The following is a 19,232-nucleotide window of genomic DNA, read 5'->3' as shown; positions in this document are numbered from 1 at the left end:
GTCAAATCCGACCAAAATCCGGAGCAGTGGGGCGGTGAGGGCAAACCAGAAGGCCCGGCTCACCGCCCCGATTGCGCGGCTTAATAGCCAGGATTTTGCTTCAGGCTGGGGTTGGCCGTGAGGTCAGCTGCAGGAATCGGAAACAACTTAAATTTCGCGTCCACGCCTTGGCCAGCGGCCACGCCGCCTTTCCAGGGCCAGAGGTAGGCGCTTTCCACAAAGCGGTTATACCGGATGAGGTCGCTCCGGCGGGTACCTTCCCAGTGCAGCTCGCGGGCCCGCTCGTCGAGGATGAAGTCGGAGGTCATTTGCGCGTCGGTGATGGCGCTGCCGGCTGCGTTGTTGAAGGCACGGGCGCGAATCTGGTTAACGTAGCCAAGGGCAGTGGCGCGGTCGGCGCTGCCACGGGTGGCCGCTTCGGCGTAAATGAGCATCATGTCAGCCAGGCGGAGCATGGGGAAGTCAACGCTGGAAAAGTTCAGCGGGGCACCCTGGCCAACACCGGCCGAGTTCACGTTGCGGAACTTGAGCACACCCAAACCTTGCGTAAACTGGCTGAGGTCGTTGATTTCCAGCGACTGGTTGCGGGTATAGAAACGACCCCGACGGTCACGGGTGGTGTCGCCCCCGGCCAGGAAAAATTTGTCGAAGAGGGCGCGGGTGGTGCGGAGGCCGCCCCAGCCGGTGGACTGCCCCACGATGCGCTGCCAGTTGGCGTCGGAACCGCTCGTCGAACCGTTCACAATGAACGTGGTGCCGCCGTAGCTCTGCACGCTGTTCACGTCAAAAATGACGGGCCAAATGATTTCGTTCGAGGCCGGAGCCATGTTGTTGTCGGCCAGGAAAAGGCGGCCGTAAGCCGAAATGGGGGCGCTTGCGCTTGGTGTGGTTGAGAGCGTATAGCCTGCGTCGACAACCTTCTTGGCATATTCGGCGGCTTTTGCATACTGGGGCGTCCCGGTGTACACGTTGGCGTTGAGGTACAGGCGGGCCAGCATGCCACTGGCGGCAGCTTGGTCAACGCGGCCGTACTCATTGCTGCGGGCAGGTGCCAGCTCCGTGGTCAGGGCCAGCAACTCGCTTTCCACGAAGTTATACAGCGCCTGGCGCGTAGCGTAAGGGGGCAGGCCGGCACCTACAGCGTCTTTGTCGGTTACGAAGGGGCCGTTGCCATACAAGTCAATCACGTGGGAGTAAGCCACAGCGCGCAGGAACCGGGCTTCGGCCCGGAACAGCTTGCCCTGGGCCAGTTCGCTACCCGCCACCCGGCTGCTGAGCTTATCGTCCGTCGCTTCGCGGATAAACTCATTGCAGATAGCAATTTCGTAATAGAGGCGGCTATACAGGCCCCGGGTGAGGGGGTTGGTGGCGTCCCAATTCATCCGGTGCCATTCCTGCACGCCCGGGTCGTTCCAGGCAATCACTGCTTCGTCGGTGGTCAACTCTGCGGCGCTCCACCACTGGCGGATGTAGTCCGACGTGCCGGCGTCGATGCCGACAATGTCGCCCGAGCCAGGGCCCGAAGGACCGGTGAGGGCGAAGCCACCGTACAGTTTGGCGAGTACCTGCTTGTAGCCTGCCAGGTTCACGAACACCTTATCGGGCGTCAACTCGTACTTCGGGGTTTGGTCGAGGTCTTTGGTGCAAGACGTGCTGAGGCCGAACAGTGCCGTGCTCAGAAAGAGGGCCGTTAGACCCCGGTATACTGCTTTTTTCATGAATGGTGGGAATTAAAAGCCGAGAGCAAGGCCGAGAGTAAACGTCCGGGCACGGGGATAAAAGTTGGTGTCGATGCCGTTGAATACTTCCGGGTCAACGCCTTTGTACTTGGTCACTAGGAAAGCATTCTGCACGTTGGCGGTTACGCGGAGCGTAGAAGCACCGAATACTTTGCCCACGTTGTAGCCGAGCGAGATATTTTCGCAGCGCAGGAACGAGGCGTTCTGCAGGTAGTAGTCTGAGAAAAGCTGCTGGCGGGTAAAGCCCGTGTTGCGAACGTCGGGGTTGAGGTTGTTGACGAAAAGCGTGGAACCTTGTGCGTTGGCGTAGTTGCCCAGGTTAGCAGCGTTGGCGTTGTAGGCGTAGTTGCCAAGGTTGCTGCGCATGGTGAAAGCAAAAATGAGCTTCTTGTACGTCAGGTTCGAGCTGAAGCCTAGCGTCACGAGCGGCGCGGGTTGCTTGTAGTAGATGTAGTCCAGGTCGTTGATAGTGCCGTCGCTGTTGCGGTCCACGTACAGGCCTTCCACGGGCCGGCCGTCGGCGCCATACACCTGCTGAGCAGCAAAGAAAGAGTTGCTGGGGTAGCCCACAGACTGAGTTTGGATGGTGTTGCCGGTACCCCCGCCAATGCCGCCCACTTTGTAACCCTTAAAGCCTTCTACTTGTTGGCCCAAGTCACTGATTTTATTGACATTGTATGCGCCGTTCAGGTTTACGTCCCAGTTCAGGCTTTCGCTCCGCAGAATGCCGTAGTTCAGGCCTAATTCAACACCCCGGTTGCGCAACGAGCCAATGTTTTTGTTGAGCTGGTTGGTGAGGTTGGAGCCCGCAGACTCGTTTACCAATGCCAGCAAGTCGCTAGCCGTGCGTTGATATACGTCGATGGTTGCCGTGAGGCGGTTGTCCAGGAAGCCCATGTCTAGGCCGGCGTTGTAGGTATTGGTGGTTTCCCAGGTCAGCACGGCGTTGTAGCCTTGTGGGCTGTAGGTGGGTACTACGGTGCCAGGAGTATTGCCGAGCGGGTAGGTGGTAGTGGAACCGCTGATAACGTAGCGCGGCTGCGTATCGTAGGCACCACCGATGTCTTGCTGGCCCGTGCGGCCGTAGCCAGCCCGCAGCTTCAGCTCCGAGAAAAGGGTGTTGTCCTTCAGGAAATCCTCGTTTTTAACGCGCCAGGCCAAGCCCAGGGCCGGGAACCAGCCGCTCCGGTAGCCGGGGCGGAAGCGCGAGGTCTGGTCATTGCGCAGGGTGGCCGTCAGCAGGTACTTATCGCGAACATTGGCCGTGGCCCGGCCGAAATATGAGAGGAGCACGCTCTTGCTGTAGAAGCCTGGCACCGTCAATACTTCTTTACGGTTGACGAGGGTGTCGAGGTTCAGGCGGTAAGTGAGGAAGTTAGGCCCCTCATTCACGAACGACTGGTAGGCGTGGCCCACCTGTACGTCGAACTTGGTGCCGCCCACCTGCTTGCCGTAGGCCAGGTACGCCTCGAGAAGCTTCATGTCCTTGTCTTGGGCGTACTGGTAAGAGGAGCCGTTCAGGCCCGGGTCGCTCGAATTGGTGTTGAAAGTACCAAAGTCGGTAGCGGCAATGGTCTTGCTACCCTTTGAGCGAGCCATGTCGACGCCCAGGTTGAGGTTAGCCCGCAGGCCTTCAATGCCATGGATTTTGTAGTCAAACTGCACGTTGCCGATAAGCCGCTTCACGGTGCTGACATCGCTCGTGTTGTTGAGCGCGGCCACTGGGTTGCCTGAGGCGTTGCCCAGCGGCTGGCCCACTGCGTTGGTGAACTGATAGTACCCGCCGTATCGCGAATAGCGCGATTCGGTTGATGTTACCGGTTGAGTTGGGTCATACAGAGCAGCGTTTGCCACGTTGCCGTAGTCAACGAAGCGGTTGTCCACAATGCTGCCTTTGGCATTCACGTCGATGCGGAGGTGGTTGTCGAGCAGGGTGGGGCTCACACTTATCGAGCCCGAGTTGCGCTTGAGCTTGTTGGTAATGACGATGCCCTCCTGGTAGAGGTTGCCGTACGACACGCGGAACGGCGTCTTGGCCACGCTGCCAATCAGGCTCACCGTGTTGTCGTAAGTGCCGGCCGTGCGGAAAATTTCATTCTGCCAATTCGTGTTGGCCGTGCCCAGCGTGGCGACTTGCGAAGGCGCGCCGTTGGTTTGAATCAGGGAGCGGAATTCGTCGGCAGAAAGGTTTTCGTAACGACGGGCGACCGTCGAAACTCCTACTTGCGAATTCAACTCCACGCGTAGCTTTTCGCCTTGCAGGCCTTTTTTGGTGGTGATGAGGATAACCCCACCCGAAGCCCGGTTGCCGTAGATGGCCGTAGCCGAGGCATCCTTGAGCACGGTGAAGGTTTCAATGTCGCTGGGGTTAATCAACGAGAGCGGGTTCGAAGCGCCGTTGATGCCGTCTTTATCCACGGGCACCCCGTCAATCACGTACAGCGGGTCGCTGTTGGCATTGAGCGAAGAGTTGCCGCGGATGCGGATGGTCGTGCCTGTGCCCGGTGCGCCGCCGGCCGTGGTGATGCTCACGCCGGCTACTTTGCCCTGGATGAGCTGCTCGGGGTTGGTTACCTGGCCCTGTACAAACTGCTTGGAGTCCACTGTAGCGACGGCTCCGGTCACATCCTGGCGGCGCTGCGTACCGTAACCCACTACAATGGCTTCCGACAGCTGCGTGGTATTTTCAGACAGGTCCGCCGAAACTTCCGTGTTCTGGCCAGCTACCACCGTCACCGGGCGGCGTACGGTGTTAAAGCCCACAAACGATATTACCAGGGTTTGGGAGCCTGCCGGCACGTTCTGAATGTTGTACGTGCCGTCGACGTTGGACGAGCTGCCTAGGGAAGTGCCTTCAATGAGGACCGTGGCACCCGGAATGCCTTCTTTTTTGCTGTCAAGGACCCGGCCGCTCACGGAGCCGGTTTGAGCAAAGGCGCTTGATGGAAAACCCAGGCCCGCAAGCAGAAGCAGAAACATCAGCTTCGCTAAATAGGAGTGTTTCATGGGAAACGGAGTTGGTGAAAAAATGGTGGGAGATTTTCTAAACAAATAGCATACTGAAAGTCCCGCAAGTTACCATTAAAACAGCGTGATAAGCGGTGTGCAGGAACCTTGGTAGTGCCCAGTTATCGGCGGGCTGATATTCAATAAATATACTGATAAACAGCGATTTATACAGAAATCGATTTGGAAAAAAATCGCCATTAATTTTATTGATAAAAGGCTTTAAATTAAGCCTTTACACTGAAGCCTGTTTTTTGCGCAATCGTTTGAAAAAATACGACAATCGATTGGTGAAAATTGTTAAATGAAGCATTTTTTTGGGCCTTACGAAGGCTGCTTAGCGAGATTTTGGGGTTATCCCATTCATTACGGGTGCAGGTGGCTACTGAGTGGACCGGGTGTTGGGGTACGGTCCCAAGCCGGTAGATTTGGTACCTTGCCAACAGTTGAGCCGGAAACTCGTCAATGGTACTCCCGCGGGCGTTCGGCGTGGTAGTTGCCTTGCCAAGCCGCCAACTCCTCGTTACTTTTGGCTTTTCCCTAGAAAATGAAAAAGCATATTTTGCTTGTGGTGTTGCTGCTGGCCGCTACCCTGGCCAGTGCGGTGGCCCAGTCCCGGCCCGGTACGCGCAAGCCCGCGCCCAAAAGCACTGGCAAGCCCGCGCCCGGTGGGCGCACCATCGTCAAGCCGCCGCCCGTGTACGCGCCCATCCGGACGGAGCGCGACACCGATACCGAAGAAAAGCCCCTGTCCATGGTGGTGAACAAGGTGAAGATTAAGAAGCCGGTGCTGGTGTACTACGAAGAGCCGGCCCCCGGCAAATCGGTGCAGCAGCTCATTATGGCCGAAGAAAATCTGGGTCTGCTCAAAACCCTGGATTTGGAGAAACTCATGGCGCGCCGTGAGGTATTTGTGGACGGCTTGGGGAACCTGGCCCTGCCGGGCAGCGATGTGAACAAGTACCGCTTGCTGGGTACCAGTGCCGTTGCCGAGGACACCCGCCGCCCCGTAGGCGATGGCCGCAGCTTCTATTCGCGGCTGAAAATGCCGTCGTCGAGCTTCCTGTACGTGGTGCGTGAGTCGGCCGAAGAGTACCGGCACTTCGTGAAAGCGCCGCAGAAGAAAGGCTCGCTGCTCGATTTTCAGTCCAATGGCTTGCCCGGGGTCGATTCGGTGCGGGCCGTGTACACGCTGCGTAAAATGGACTCGGCGGAACGCGGGGCGGGCAGCGGCGAAACCATTCGCTAACGAATCCAATGCCCAAGCCCTTCAACCTGCTGCTGGCCGGCGGCTTGGTGCTCGCGCTGAGTCCGGCTTTTGCTCAGACGGTTCTGAAAATTGCCCGGGTTCCGGCCGCTACGCCTGCCAGTGACACCCTCTATGTGGCGGGCTCGTTCAACAACTGGAGCCCGCGTAGCCCCCGGTTCGCGCTGCACAGAAGCGCCGACGGCAGCTACCAAATCAGTTTGCCGCCAAGCTCCGGCCAGGTAGAATACAAGTTTACCCGTGGCAGCTGGCCTACCGTGGAAGTTGACGGTAAGAACCAGCAGATTGCCAACCGGAAAGCCGATTTGACGGAGCCCCGCGAAATTGCCCACCAAGTGCTGGCCTGGGACGACCAAAGCGGAGCCGCCGCTGCGCCCAAAAAGCACACGGCCACGCCGCAGGTTCGGGTGCTGGCCACGTCGTTTGTGATGCCGCAGCTGGGCCGTCGCCGCCGGGTGTGGCTGTATTTGCCCGCTGACTATGCCAAGAATGCGACGCGCCGTTACGCGGTGCTGTACCTGCACGACGGCCAGAACGTATTCGATGAGGCCATCAGCTTTGGCGGCGAGTGGGGCATAGATGAGACGCTGGACCAATTGCGCAAGACCGGCCAGGATGTGGCCGGCACTATTGTCGTGGCAGTGGACAACGGCGACGAGTTTCGCTCCGACGAATATATCCCCTGGTTTAGTACGGCTCTTAAAGGCCAGCCCCACCAGGGCGGGCAGGGCGGGGCGTACGTCGACTTTTTGGCGCAAACGCTGAAGCCCTACGTGGACGCGCACTACCGCACCCGGCCCGAGGCGGCGCATACCGGCGTGGCCGGCTCCAGCCTGGGCGGGCTGATTTCGGTGTATGCCGCGCTCAAATATCCCAAGGTGTTTGGTCAGGTCGGGGCGTTTTCGCCGGCCTTCTGGGTGTGCAATGACTCGTTGCGGGCTTATGCCAAAACGCACCCGGCGGCACCCACGGCCCGGTTTTACTTTGTGTGTGGGCCGAAAGAATCGGAAACCATGCTGCCGCTGATGACGCAGTGGCGCGACGAACTGCGGAGCCAGGGCGTACCGGCGCGAAACCTTGTCTTTTCCGCGCCGGCTGATGGCGAGCACCGGGAGTGGTTCTGGCGGCGGGAGTTTCCGGCCGCGTACCGGTTTCTATTTGGTTCGGTGGTGAAAACCAAGCCTTCAGCGCCTCAGACAAAGTAAAAACGGGGGTTGATTTGTTAAGAAGAGCAGTTGCGAGATTGGTTGCATTAGAAACCGGCCCTTAGCAAGCTCGCACTGTTTTTTGATTGCAGTTGCAGGAATTTTAAAAAAGCCGCCATACCTTTGCATCGCGCTCCCAAAATATGGCGCTCATTCAACATGACTTCGCATCGTATTTCTCAGGCTTGGTGGTGGCAGCTCCGAAACATCGGACCGGCCTGCCTGTGCGCCTGGTGAAATCAAGCCTGATTTTGCTTTAGACCACAAAAGCCCGGCCCTCAGCTGGGCTTTTTTGTTTTCACATCTCCGCTTGAGGCAACTCCTGTCTCGTTCGCTTTTTTCTTCCTGTGCCTTCTTACCAACTCACCACTCGCACCCGCCGCCTGCTCGCCGACACGGTGACGCCCGTAGGTCTTTACCTGCGACTGCGCGACCAATACACCAACTGCCTGCTGCTGGAAAGTACTGATTATCACGGCCAGCAAAATGCCTTCAGCTATTTGGTGTGTGAGCCGCTGGCCACGTTTGAGCTGCGGCGCGGGGGCGAACTGCGCCAGGTCTTGCCCGGTGCGCCCGAAACCACTGAAATCCTGGCCCACCCGCGCGAGGCGCTGGCCCGGTTGCGGGATTTTGCCGCGGCCTGCACCCCCGATGCCTCGGCGGCCAAGCTGCCCTTTATCAGCACGGGCCTCTTTGGCTACATGGGCTACGAGGCCGTGCAGAGCTTCGAGGACGTAGCCTTGGACCCCGCCAAAATTCCGGCCGGCGATATTCCCCTGATTCGCTACGGCGTGTACCGCTACGTTATTGCCTTCAACCATTTCCGGCAGGAGCTGCATTTGTTCGAGCATAGCGTAGCGGGCGAAACCCCGGCTGAAACTGATGGTCTGGACCGCCTCGAAAACCTGGTGCGCCACCCCAGCGTGCCCACGTTTGGCTTTGGTACGGTAGGCGAGGAGCAGACCAACCAAACCGACGAAGAGTTTCTGGCGCGGCTCACCCAGGGCCAGGCCCACTGCCTGCGCGGCGACGTGTTTCAGATTGTGCTTTCGCGCCGGTTTCAGCAGGAATTCTCGGGCGATGAGTTCAACGTGTACCGGGCGCTGCGGTCCATCAACCCCTCGCCGTACCTGTTTTACTTCGACTACGGCGACTACAAAATCTTCGGTTCCTCGCCCGAGGCGCAGGTGCTGGTGCAGGGCCGCGAGGCTACGTTGTTTCCCATTGCCGGCACTTACCGCCGCACCGGCGACGATGCCGCCGATGCCGCCGCCGCCCAACGCCTGGCCGCCGACCCCAAGGAAAACGCCGAGCACGTGATGCTGGTGGACCTGGCCCGCAACGACCTGGCCCGCCACGGCACCCAGGTGCAGGTACGCACGCTGCGGGAAATCCAGTTCTACTCGCACGTCATTCACCTCGTGAGCAAGGTCACGGCCGAGCTGACCGAGGGCACTGATACCCTGCAAGTGGTGGCCGATACCTTCCCGGCTGGCACCCTTTCGGGGGCTCCCAAGTTCCGCGCCATCCAGCTGATTGACGGGTTGGAGCCCACTGCCCGGGGCTACTACGGCGGCTGCCTGGGCCACCTGGGTTTCGATGGCAGCTTCAACCACGCCATCATGATTCGCTCGTTCCTGAGCACCGGCAACCAGCTGTATTTCCAGGCTGGGGCAGGCGTGGTGGCGGCTTCCAACACCCAGTCGGAGCTGGAGGAAGTACACCATAAGCTAGGAGCTTTACGCGCCGCGCTGCGGGCCGCCGCGGAAGTGCGGTAGAACAATGCGACTGTCATCCTGAGCTTGCGAAGGACCTTATCAGGTTTGCGCCGGTTTAATTACTGTAAACTGCTCTGCGGTGATAAGGTCCTTCGCAAGCTCAGGACGACAAACAACTATGGATACAAAAAATGTCATGAAAATTCTCGTTCTCGATAACTACGACTCCTTCACCTACAACCTGGTGAACCTGCTGCGCGAACTCGGTCACGGCCCCAACCTCGCCGTGATTCGCAACGACCAGCTGACCCTGGAGGCGGTGGATGCCTACGATGCCATTCTGCTTTCGCCCGGGCCCGGAGTTCCGGCCGAGGCGGGGTTGATGCCGGCCATCATCCAGAAATACGCAGCCACCAAACGCATTTTGGGCGTGTGCCTGGGCCACCAGGGGTTGGCCGAAAGCTTTGGCGCGGAGTTGTATAACATCCCGGCCGTGCTGCACGGGGTGGCCAACGAAGCCGAAGTGACGGTGGCCGATGAGCGACTATTCACCGGTCTGCCGGGCAAGTTTCAGGTCGGCCGCTACCACTCCTGGGCCGTGCGGCCCGAGTCGATGCCGGCCCAGTTGGAAGTGACGGCCCGCGACGCTAACGGTGAGGTGCTAGCCTTTCGCCACCGCGAGTTTGATGTCCGCGGCGTGCAGTTTCACCCCGAGAGCATTCTGACCGAGCACGGGGCCAAAATGCTGGAAAACTGGCTCCGCTAGATTTGCCCTTGACGGCAAAGGAAAAGAACGTCATGCTGAGCTCGTCGAAGCATCTCTACCGGGGGAGTAACTCAATCGACTGAATTAGTCGTGCGGGAGAGCTGTTTCGGCAAGCTCAGCATGACGTTCCGAAGAAACTACAAATCAGAAGTTTTGAAAAATATTCTCACCAAGCTTTTCGACCACCAGCCGCTCACGCACGCCGAGGCGCACGCTGCCATGCGCCAACTAGGCGAGGGCGGGGCCAACCCGGCCGAAACCGCCGCTTTCCTGGCCGTGTATCGGATGCGGCCCATCACGGTGGCCGAACTGGCGGGCTTCCGACAGGCGCTGCTCGATTTGAGCCGCGACCCCGAGCTGGGCACCCACGAACTTGTGGACATCGTGGGCACGGGCGGCGATGGCAAAAACACGCTCAACATCTCCACGCTGGCTTGTTTCATCGTGGCTGGGGCCGGGGTGCAGGTGGCCAAGCACGGCAACTTTGGGGTGTCGTCGGTGTCGGGGGCGTCCAATGTGCTGGCGCATTTTGGGTACGATTTCGAAGCCAGCTCCGACCAGCTGCGCCGGCAGCTCGACCGGGCCGGTATCTGCTTTCTGCACGCGCCGGCGTTTCACCCGGCCATGCGCCACGCCGGGCCGGTGCGCCGCGAGCTGGGTCTGCGCACGTTTTTCAACATCCTGGGGCCGCTGGTGAACCCGGCCCGGCCGGCGGTTCAGTTGTTGGGCGTGTTCAGCCTGGAATTGCAGCGCCTCTACCATTACCTGATGCAGCCCACCGGCACCCGCTACGCCGTGGTTCACGCCTTGGACGGCTACGATGAGCTGGCCCTCACCGGTCCGGCCAAAGTAGTATCGTCTTTCGAAGGCGAGCGCCTGCTGACCGCCGGTACCCTGGGCCTGCCTGCCTGCACTGCCGACGACCTGGCCGGGGGCAGCACCGCGGCCGCCGCCGCCGAGATGTTCAAACAAGTGCTACACGGCCAGGGCACTGCGGCCCAGCGCAACGTGGTGACGGCCAACGCCGCCCTGGCCCTGCAGTGCGCCCGCTCTGGCCTGAATTGGGACGCGGCACTGGCCCAGAGCCGCGAATCCCTGGATTCGGGAGCCGCTAAGCGGGCCTTTGAAACCATGCTGGCGACCCAATAAATTTTTAATAGTATGCGAAGCAAATGCCTCGCGTTTCGGTTCTCTTAATCATGTCCCAAACCACCATTCTCGACACCATCGTTGCTCACAAGCGCCAGGAAATTGCTGCGCGCCGAGAGCTGGTGCCCATCAAGCTGCTCGAATCCAGCTTGTATTTTAAGTCCCAGCCGCTGTCGTTGCGCAAGTATCTGCTGCGCGAGGGCGGCAGCGGCCTCATCGCCGAGTTCAAGCGCAAGTCGCCCTCCAAGGGCTGGATAAACCAGTACGCGCCGGTGGAGCGCACCACGCTGGGCTACATGCAGGCCGGCGCGGCCGCTCTGTCCATTCTCACCGACACGGAGTTTTTCGGGGGCAAAAACGAGGACCTGACCACCGCCCGCCGCTTCAATTTCTGCCCCATCATCCGCAAGGATTTTGTGGTGGATGAGTACCAGATTCTCGAAGCCAAGAGCACCGGGGCCGACGCCGTGCTGCTTATTGCCGCCGTGCTCTCGCCCGTCGAAATCGACAAGCTGGGCCGCCTCGCCCGCTCGCTGGGCCTGGAGGTGCTGCTCGAAGTGCATGATGCCGAAGAGCTGGCCCGCTCGGCTAATGCCGAAGCCGTGGACCTGATTGGCGTGAATAACCGAAACCTGCACGATTTCAGCCTGAGCCTGGATACCTCCATGGCGCTGGCGGAAGCCATTCCAAGTGAGTTTGTGAAGGTGTCGGAAAGCGGAATTTCCACTGCCAAGGCCATCAGCCAGCTGCACGCGGTGGGCTACCGGGGTTTCTTGCTGGGCGAGGCCTTCATGCGTCACGCTCGCCCCGAGCGTGCTTGCGCTACGCTGGTGCAGGAAATCGCCGCTTTGATTAAAGAGCCCGCCGTTGCCGTCTAGTTTCCATCGATGAAAACGCCCCGTCCTAACCTGTCTGATATGGCCCTTGCTGCTGGCGTGCCCGGCGCGGCTGGGCATACTGCGCCGCTGGCGGCCCCATCGCGGCTGTTGGTGAAAGTGTGCGGCATGCGCGATGCGGTGGCCTTGGCCGAGGTAGCCGCCCTGGGTCCTGATTTTCTAGGGTTCATTTTCGCGCCCAAGTCGCCGCGCTTCGTGGGTGAGGCACTGGCCCCGGAACTGGTGCGAGCGCTGCCGCCCAGCATCTGGAAAGTGGGGGTTTTTGTGAATGAAACCACGGAAAATATGCTCGCCATTGCCAAGCGCTTTGGGCTGGCCGCCGTGCAGCTGCACGGGCAGGAAACGTCGGCGCAATGCGAAGAGCTAAGCGAAGCCGGATTGTTGGTAATGAAAGCATTTTCAGTGGGGCAGGCGGTTGATTTTGTTGCCCTGCTGCCTTATGTGCCGTATTGTGACTTCTTTCTTTTCGATACCAAAGGGGCGGCACCCGGTGGCAATGGGGCCATTTTCGATTGGAATTTGTTGTCTGGCTACAACCTGCCTGTTCCGTACTTTCTGGCCGGTGGCCTGGGACTGGAACACGCTGCCGAACTGGCGGTTTTACGCCTGCCCGGCCTGGTCGGCGTCGATTTAAACAGCGGCTTCGAAACCGCGCCGGGCGTGAAAGACGCCGGCCGGCTGGCCCAAATGCTCACTCAACTGCACCTCAGCGCACCTGTATTATGACCCCATCCTATCAACAGCCTACTGCCCGCGGCTACTACGGTGAATTCGGCGGCGCTTTCGTGCCCGAAATGCTTTATCCCAACGTGGAAGAGCTGCGCACGCAGTACCTGGAAATCATGGCCGACCCGGATTTTCAGATTGAGCAGCAGCAGCTGTTGCGCGACTACGTGGGCCGGCCCACGCCGCTGTTCGAGGCCAAGCGCTTATCGGCGAAGTATGGCACCCGTATTTACCTGAAGCGCGAGGACTTGTGCCACACCGGCGCGCACAAAATCAACAACACCGTAGGGCAGATTTTGCTGGCTCAGCGGCTGGGCAAAACGCGCATTATTGCCGAAACCGGAGCCGGCCAGCATGGCGTGGCCACCGCCACCGTGTGCGCCCTGATGGGCCTGCCCTGCGTGGTGTACATGGGTGCCACCGACATCGAGCGCCAGGCGCCCAACGTGGCCCGCATGCGCCTGCTCGGGGCCGAGGTGCGGGCTGTGACCAGCGGCAGCCAGACCCTGAAAGATGCCACCAACGAGGCCATTCGCGACTGGATTGCCAACCCCGTGGATACGCACTACATCATCGGTTCGGTGGTGGGGCCGCACCCGTACCCCGATTTGGTGGCGCGCCTGCAAGCCGTTATCAGTGAGGAAATGCGCAAGCAGCTCCTGGTGAAAACCGGTTCCGAGCTGCCGCAGTTTGTGGTGGCCTGCGTGGGCGGCGGCTCGAACGCGGCCGGAGCGTTCTACCACTTCCTGGATGAGCCTTCGGTGCGATTGATTGCGGTGGAAGCGGCCGGGCGCGGCATCAATTCGGGGCACTCGGCGGCTACGTCGGTGCTGGGCACGCCGGGCATTATCCACGGCAGCCGCACGCTGCTGATGCAGGACGAGCACGGCCAGATTACGGAGCCGTATTCGCTGAGCGCGGGCCTCGATTACCCGGGGATTGGGCCGCTGCATGCGTATTTGGGCGCAGTGGGCCGGTCGGAGTTTATTGCCATCACCGACGATGATGCCCTGGCGGCGGTGAGCGAGTGCAGTCGGCTCGAAGGCATCATCCCGGCCCTGGAAACGGCGCATGCTCTGGCGGCGCTAGGCCAGCTCGGGGCTGGCCCGGATGACGTTGTGGTGGTGAATTTGTCGGGACGAGGCGACAAGGACCTGGATACCTACCTCAAAAACATGGACAAGCTCACTTGATTTTTTAGCCCGCAGAGGGCGCGGAGGATTGCGCAGAGGACGCTGAACGTTCTGCGACTTTTGCGTAATCCTCCGCGCCCTCTGCGGGAACCAACTCATGAACAATAGAATAGCCAACGCCTTCGCCAGCAAGCACAACTTGCTCAACACGTATTTCACCGCCGGCTACCCCAGCCTGCACGACACCATTCCGCTGGCCCAGGCGCTGGTAGAAGCCGGAGCCGACATCCTCGAAATTGGCATGCCCTTCTCCGACCCGCTGGCCGATGGCCCGGTCATTCAGGGCAGCAGCACGGTGGCCCTGGCCAATGGCATGAACCTGCCCGTGCTCTTCAAGCAGCTACAAGGCCTGCGCGCCGCCGTGGCCGATACGCCGGTGCTGCTCATGGGCTACCTCAACCCGGTGATGCAGTTTGGGGCGGAAGAATTTTGCCGCCAGGCCGCCGCCGTGGGCGTCGACGGTCTTATTCTGCCCGACCTGCCGCTGGATGAGTACGAGGAAACCTATCAGCCCATTTTTAAGAAATACGGGCTGAAAGCTGTTTTTCTCATCACCCCGCAAACTTCGGAGGAGCGAATCCGTCGGCTCGACAGCCTGTCGGAAGCCTTCCTCTACCTTGTTTCCGGCCCCGGCACCACGGGCGGCACCACGCCCACCGATGCGCCGGCCCAGCAGGAATATTTCAATCGCATTGCAGCGCTCAACCTGCACAACCCGCGCCTCATCGGCTTCGGCATTGCCGATAAGGCCGGGTTTGACCGCGCCTGTGAGCATGCCGAGGGTGCTATCATTGGCTCGGCGCTCATTCAGGCGCTGAAAGATGTGGACGATGCCCCCGCCGCCGCCGCTCGGTTTGTGCGGGGCATTAAATCCTAATTTTCAATTAACTAAAACGTCATGTTCATCTGGCGTCCGCGCAGTCGAAGCATCTCTGCCGCTTCGTTACAATTAACTGTGACTACTGCCGCACGCGAACTGCTTCGACTGCGCGGACGCCAGATGAGCATGACGTTCTTTTTCCTTCGTTCAATCCCGTGATAATTCAACTCGAAAAAAACGCCTCAGTCCCCACCATCACCGAGCACCTCAAGCAGCAGGGCTACAAGGCCACGGAGGTAACGACCCAGCACGCGCACTACCTGGTGGCTATTGGAAAGAAGGACTTCGACATTCGCACCATTGGCCAGCTGCCGGGCGTGCGCGATGTGCACCGCGTGTCTGATGACTACAAGCTGGTGAGCCGCAAGTGGCGCGTAAAGCCCACCGTGCTCGACCTCGGCGACGGCGTGACAATAGGAGAGGGCTCGTTGGCGCTTTGCGCCGGCCCGTGCAGCATCGAGAGTGAGGCTCAGATGGAAAAGGTGATGGCCCACCTGGTTGAAAACGGCGTGCGGCTGATGCGGGGCGGCGTGTTCAAGCCCCGCTCATCGCCGTATGCCTTTCGCGGCTTGGGCATGGACGGGCTCCGCGACTTTCACCGCATGGCCCGGGCGCGCGGCATCAAAATCGTGACCGAAGTCATGCAGGTGTCGCAGGTAGAGGAGATGCACGATTTTGTGGATGTGTTCCAGGTAGGGGCCCGCAATACTCAGAACTATAACCTGCTGGATGCGCTGGGCGGCGTAGACAAGCCGGTGATGATTAAGCGCGGCATTTCGGGGACTATTGAGGAATTGCTCTCGTCGGCCGAGTACGTATTTTCGGGGGGCAATGAAAAGCTGATTCTCTGCGAGCGCGGCATCCGCACCTTCGAAACAGCCAGCCGCAACACCCTGGACTTGAACGCAGTACCTATTCTGAAAGCCAAAAGCCACCTGCCGGTCATTGTCGACCCGTCGCACGGCATTGGCATTCGGGAGTACGTGCCGGCCATGGCGCTGGCGGGTGTGTTGGCCGGGGCCGATGGCATTGTGTACGAAACCCACGAAACGCCCGAAACTGCCGCTTCGGATGGTGCCCAGACCTTGGATTTTGACGAATCGGCCCGGCTGATTCGCAACCTCCGGCGCGTGTATCAGCTGCGCGGCGAGCTGGAGTAACAGAAAATTAATCAACCGGAATACTTGTATTTCTAAAATTGATTCTTAAATTCGTCTCACTTATGCGTCACCAATTCGTCAATCGTACCATGCTAGCGACTTGCCCCACAAAGGGTATGAGCGGGCTGCGATTGGCGCTACCGGAGAACGAGGCATAAACCCCGAACTTCCTTAGAAACCTTCGAAAGCCCGAATCCGCCAGGATATCGGGCTTTTTTTTCGCCTACTCAGCTATGTTTAACCAACGCCATCTCTCGGCTGCCCCCAACCAGGACCAATTGGTTTGGAAAATTCTTTTTGACCGCCAGACGGCCCTGCTGCATCGGCGCGCCGCGCCGGCTTTCAGCCAGGGCCTGGCTCGGCTGGGCCTGCGGCGTGAGTTCATCCCCGACATTGGCGAGCTGAGCGCCACGGTGCGGGAGCACACCGGCTGGCAGCTGGCCCCGGTAGGCCGGCCATTTGAGCCGGCCGCGTTCTTCGCGCTGCTCGCCGAGCGGAAGTTTCCGATTGTGACCCGCATTAGGGCTATGCACAGCTTCGACTTCAGCCCCGAGCCCGACTTGTTTCACGACTTATTCGGGCATGTGCCCATGCTGCTCGACGAAGGCCTGACTGATTTCCTGCACCATTTGGGCCAGGCCTACCAAATGCAGCCGGCGGGCTCGGTGGCCCGGGAGCAGCTGTGGGCGCTGTATTTTTTCACGGCCGAGTTTGGGTTGGTGCAGCACGAAGGCCAGCCTCGGCTGTATGGGGCCGGGCTGCTGTCGTCGGCCGGCGAAATCCACCACTGCGTGAACGAGCACACCCCGCGCCCGGCTTTCGACCTGGCCACCGTGCTGCGCACGCCCGTAACCGGCACGCGCTACCAGAACCAGTATTTCATGCTGCCCGCCTGGGAGCAGCTCACCGACTGCGTGGCCGAACTGGCCGGTATGCTGGCCGTGGCGTAAGGCGCAGCCGACCAGGTTTTTCCTTGTCCCAACGCCGGGTACTGTGTAGTAGCTTCGCGCTATGTTGTTTCAATTTGGTGCCCATAGCGCGTTGCTGCTGCCATTTGTGGTGCCGGGGCTGGTGTTGGCCGTGCACTTGCTGGTGCGGGCGGCCCGCTTCGGCCACTTGCCCGATGGCCTGCTGGCCTTGCTGCTGCTGCTAAACGTGCTGCCCGTGACGCAGTGGATGCTGGGCTACGCCGGCTGGTACGACAGCCACGATGGGTATTCTACCACCATGTTCTACGTGCCGTGGCAGCCTTGGCTGCTGTGGGGGCCGGCGTTCTACCTGTATTTCCGCAGCCTGACCAACCAGGCGTTTGAGCTGGGGCGGCACTGGCGGCACTTACTGCCGGGGCTGCTGTACGCGGGGTTGTTTGCAGTGGCAGCCCTCTACGACCTGGGCTGGAGCCGGGGTCTGCACGGGCGGGCGCTACCTTTTCATTTCGGTACCAAGGGCGAGGCCGCCAATTGGCTGGACGCCATCAACGGGCTAGTTGGCTGGCTGGGCTACGCCCTGATGCTGGGCTACGGGCTGGCTACGCTCCGGTTGTTTCGCCGCTACCGCCGCTATCTCGACGACAACTTCTCGGATACGGCCCGGCTGCGGTTTCGCGGGCTGCGTGATTTGCTGGTGGCCGCGCTGTTGGGTTTGGTATTGTGGGTGGGCTTCGAGGTGCTGAATGAGGCCATTGGTCCGCTGGGCTACGGCGACTATTGGTACGCCTACTTCGCCAACGGGGCCCTGATTTACTACCTCGGCCTGGTGGGGCTGCAAGCCAATTTTGCGGCCGTGGTGCCGCTTCGCTTCGAGCCCGAAGCACCGGGCATGACCAGTGGTGTGCCCTATGTAGCCGGCTCGGTAATGCCAATGCCAATGGAAGGCGGCACAGCAGCGGCTTCATTGCCGACCACCTCATACCGACAGCCTGCCGCAAACGCGGATAAAGAGACTGAGGGCCAGTTTATTGATGGGTCAGAACTGCTTGTTGCTCAAACTTCGGTGATTCCTCAACCTGTGGCCGCGCTCACCGCCGGGCTCGCCCCCGAGCTGCACCCTTGGCGCGAGAAGCTGCAGCAGCTCATGGCCGCCGAGCAGCCCTGGCTGGAGCCGGAACTGACGTTGGCCGAGCTAGCCCACCGTCTGCACACCAACACCTCGCTGCTCTCGCACGTCATCAACACGGGCTGCGGCCAGAACTTTAACGATTTCGTGAACAGCTACCGCGTGGCCGAGGCTGAGCGCAAGTTGCAGGACCCACGCCTGGCGCACTACTCGTTGGTAGGCATTGCCCTTGAGTCGGGATTCAATTCCAAATCCACTTTCAACCGGGTGTTTAAAAAGCTGACGGGGGGCATGCCGAGCGAGGTTATTCGGCCCAAATCATAAGCCGGGGCGGCCCAAACCGTAAGTTGGAGCGCGGGCGGAATAGGAACGAGGGACTTTTGGGGCACTCGTTCACCAACCCCTTTCGTGCTCCCGACTATGAAAAACCTCCCCACTTCTCTGGCCGCCCGGCGTGGCCCCGCCGTTATGGCCCTGCTGGTTGGCCGCTTGCACTTGGGCGTAGCCGCGCTGCTGCTAATGGCCGCGCCGCTGCTGGCTTGCTCGCCTGCGGGCATCAACGGCCTGCGCTCACAGGTTCGCATCGACGTCGGCAAGCAGTTTGAGCTGGGCGGTGGGTAACTGCTGGGCTTTCGCGTCGAGGCCGACAACGCGGGCCCGGTGGCGGTCGAAATCAAGGAAAAGACCTCCGACGGCCGCATCAGGATAAAGGGCACCTTGCAGCCCGGCCAGAAAACGACGGCCTCGTTTGGCTTCGGGTCGAAAGCTGTGTTGGTAAACCTGGGCCAGCGCGAGGCCAAAGTCGACGTGAACATCAGCGGCGGTGCGGGCCTGGGCATGGGCTACGCGCCGGCCCAGCCCAGCCGTTTGGCGGCCTCACCGCCGCGCCTTTTCGGTTCCGACCTTTCCCCGGCCAGTGCCAACGACTGGCGCGGCACGCTCACTTACCGCGACTACGGCACCGGTAAATCGGTGCGGCTGAACACCGCCATGCGCGGCCAGATGCCCCGCGCCGACCAACTCATTCTCGCGTTCGATTACGAGGAGCCTAACAAGTCCCACGTCTTCGGGGCCGATACCCTGGCCGTTGGTTCCGACGGCACCCGCCTGCGCTGGGATGGTACCGATTTCGTCGTAATCGCTCGGCAGAGGCTGCCCGACCAAACCCTGCGCCTCGTGCTTGAAGGCCAGGGCCGGGACGACGACCAGCCGGCCACCATTCGTAAAACCCTCACGCTGAGCCCGCGCCAGTTCACCCTGCAAAAGGAGGTGCGCTACGAGTCAGGAACAGCGTTTTTTCAGCGTCATCAGTACCAATTCGCCCGCTGAGTTCACCAATCTGTCGCTAAAAAAACCGCAAGGTTCCTATCAGCAGGTTTCTAAAACCAAGCCGAACTTCCGCGCTACTAAGTAGCCACGCATAAGTAACGGTGAATAATTGCGTGGTATTTTTGGCCTATGTTAGCTCCTTT

Annotated in this window: 16 protein-coding genes; 14 read left to right on the top strand and 2 right to left on the bottom strand. The window is 60.3% G+C overall.

The window, feature by feature from the left end:
• Nucleotides 1–80 precede the first annotated feature (80 nt).
• Together IEW17_RS17335 and IEW17_RS17330 are read right to left on the bottom strand one after the other, a co-directional pair.
• Entirely contained in the window at nucleotides 81–1,718 is a 1,638-nt protein-coding gene (locus tag IEW17_RS17335; protein ID WP_188563320.1) for a RagB/SusD family nutrient uptake outer membrane protein, read from the bottom strand.
• A 12-nt stretch (nucleotides 1,719–1,730) separates the two neighbouring features.
• A complete protein-coding gene (locus IEW17_RS17330) occupies nucleotides 1,731–4,745 on the bottom strand; it encodes a SusC/RagA family TonB-linked outer membrane protein (protein WP_188563319.1) in 3,015 nt (1,004 codons plus the stop codon).
• 547 nt (nucleotides 4,746–5,292) lie between these two features.
• On the opposite strand from IEW17_RS17330, the gene IEW17_RS17325 reads away from it, so the two are divergent.
• From IEW17_RS17325 to IEW17_RS17260, 14 genes are all read left to right on the top strand, one after another.
• Nucleotides 5,293–5,994: a hypothetical protein gene (locus tag IEW17_RS17325; RefSeq protein WP_188563318.1), complete on the top strand. Its 702-nt coding sequence runs from the start codon at nucleotides 5,293–5,295 to the stop codon at nucleotides 5,992–5,994.
• Nucleotides 5,995–6,002: 8 nt separating this feature from the next.
• Nucleotides 6,003–7,217 (top strand): alpha/beta hydrolase-fold protein, encoded by a 1,215-nt coding sequence (locus IEW17_RS17320; protein ID WP_188563317.1) that lies wholly within the window; start codon nucleotides 6,003–6,005, stop codon nucleotides 7,215–7,217.
• 347 nt (nucleotides 7,218–7,564) lie between these two features.
• Complete coding sequence (locus tag IEW17_RS17315; RefSeq protein ID WP_188563316.1) at nucleotides 7,565–8,995, top strand: anthranilate synthase component I family protein; 1,431 nt, start codon at nucleotides 7,565–7,567, stop codon at nucleotides 8,993–8,995.
• A 136-nt stretch (nucleotides 8,996–9,131) separates the two neighbouring features.
• Nucleotides 9,132–9,701: an anthranilate synthase component II gene (locus IEW17_RS17310; protein WP_188563315.1), complete on the top strand. Its 570-nt coding sequence runs from the start codon at nucleotides 9,132–9,134 to the stop codon at nucleotides 9,699–9,701.
• A gap of 153 nt (nucleotides 9,702–9,854) precedes the next feature.
• Nucleotides 9,855–10,850 carry an anthranilate phosphoribosyltransferase gene (trpD, locus tag IEW17_RS17305; protein WP_188563314.1) on the top strand — a complete coding sequence of 332 codons (996 nt, stop codon included), beginning with the start codon at nucleotides 9,855–9,857 and terminating at the stop codon, nucleotides 10,848–10,850.
• 50 nt (nucleotides 10,851–10,900) lie between these two features.
• Nucleotides 10,901–11,728 (top strand): indole-3-glycerol phosphate synthase TrpC, encoded by an 828-nt coding sequence (gene trpC / locus IEW17_RS17300; RefSeq protein ID WP_188563313.1) that lies wholly within the window; start codon nucleotides 10,901–10,903, stop codon nucleotides 11,726–11,728.
• Between the two features lie 39 nt (nucleotides 11,729–11,767).
• Nucleotides 11,768–12,472 (top strand): phosphoribosylanthranilate isomerase, encoded by a 705-nt coding sequence (locus IEW17_RS17295; protein ID WP_229749094.1) that lies wholly within the window; start codon nucleotides 11,768–11,770, stop codon nucleotides 12,470–12,472.
• On the top strand, nucleotides 12,469–13,665 hold the full coding sequence (trpB, locus tag IEW17_RS17290) for a tryptophan synthase subunit beta (RefSeq protein ID WP_188563312.1): 1,197 nt from the start codon (nucleotides 12,469–12,471) through the stop codon (nucleotides 13,663–13,665). Before IEW17_RS17295 ends, trpB begins: the two co-directional genes overlap by 4 nt.
• A 97-nt stretch (nucleotides 13,666–13,762) precedes the next feature.
• On the top strand, nucleotides 13,763–14,542 hold the full coding sequence (gene trpA / locus IEW17_RS17285; RefSeq protein ID WP_188563311.1) for a tryptophan synthase subunit alpha: 780 nt from the start codon (nucleotides 13,763–13,765) through the stop codon (nucleotides 14,540–14,542).
• 158 nt (nucleotides 14,543–14,700) lie between these two features.
• Nucleotides 14,701–15,705, top strand: a complete 1,005-nt coding sequence (gene aroF / locus IEW17_RS17280) for a 3-deoxy-7-phosphoheptulonate synthase (RefSeq protein WP_188563310.1) — start codon at nucleotides 14,701–14,703, stop codon at nucleotides 15,703–15,705.
• 233 nt (nucleotides 15,706–15,938) lie between these two features.
• Nucleotides 15,939–16,655, top strand: coding sequence for a phenylalanine-4-hydroxylase (locus tag IEW17_RS17275; protein ID WP_188563309.1), 717 nt, complete (start codon nucleotides 15,939–15,941; stop codon nucleotides 16,653–16,655).
• Nucleotides 16,656–16,716: 61 nt separating this feature from the next.
• A complete protein-coding gene (locus IEW17_RS17270; protein ID WP_229749093.1) occupies nucleotides 16,717–18,084 on the top strand; it encodes a helix-turn-helix domain-containing protein in 1,368 nt (455 codons plus the stop codon).
• Between the two features lie 96 nt (nucleotides 18,085–18,180).
• Nucleotides 18,181–18,381, top strand: coding sequence for a hypothetical protein (locus IEW17_RS17265; RefSeq protein ID WP_188563308.1), 201 nt, complete (start codon nucleotides 18,181–18,183; stop codon nucleotides 18,379–18,381).
• Between the two features lie 39 nt (nucleotides 18,382–18,420).
• Nucleotides 18,421–19,089: a hypothetical protein gene (locus tag IEW17_RS17260; protein WP_188563307.1), complete on the top strand. Its 669-nt coding sequence runs from the start codon at nucleotides 18,421–18,423 to the stop codon at nucleotides 19,087–19,089.
• The last annotated feature ends 143 nt before the right edge of the window (nucleotides 19,090–19,232 follow it).

This window comes from Hymenobacter frigidus (assembly GCF_014640435.1).
GTDB lineage: Bacteria > Bacteroidota > Bacteroidia > Cytophagales > Hymenobacteraceae > Hymenobacter > Hymenobacter frigidus.
The sequence above is the reverse complement of the archived record's forward strand: the minus strand, read 5'-3'. Positions and strand labels throughout refer to the sequence as shown.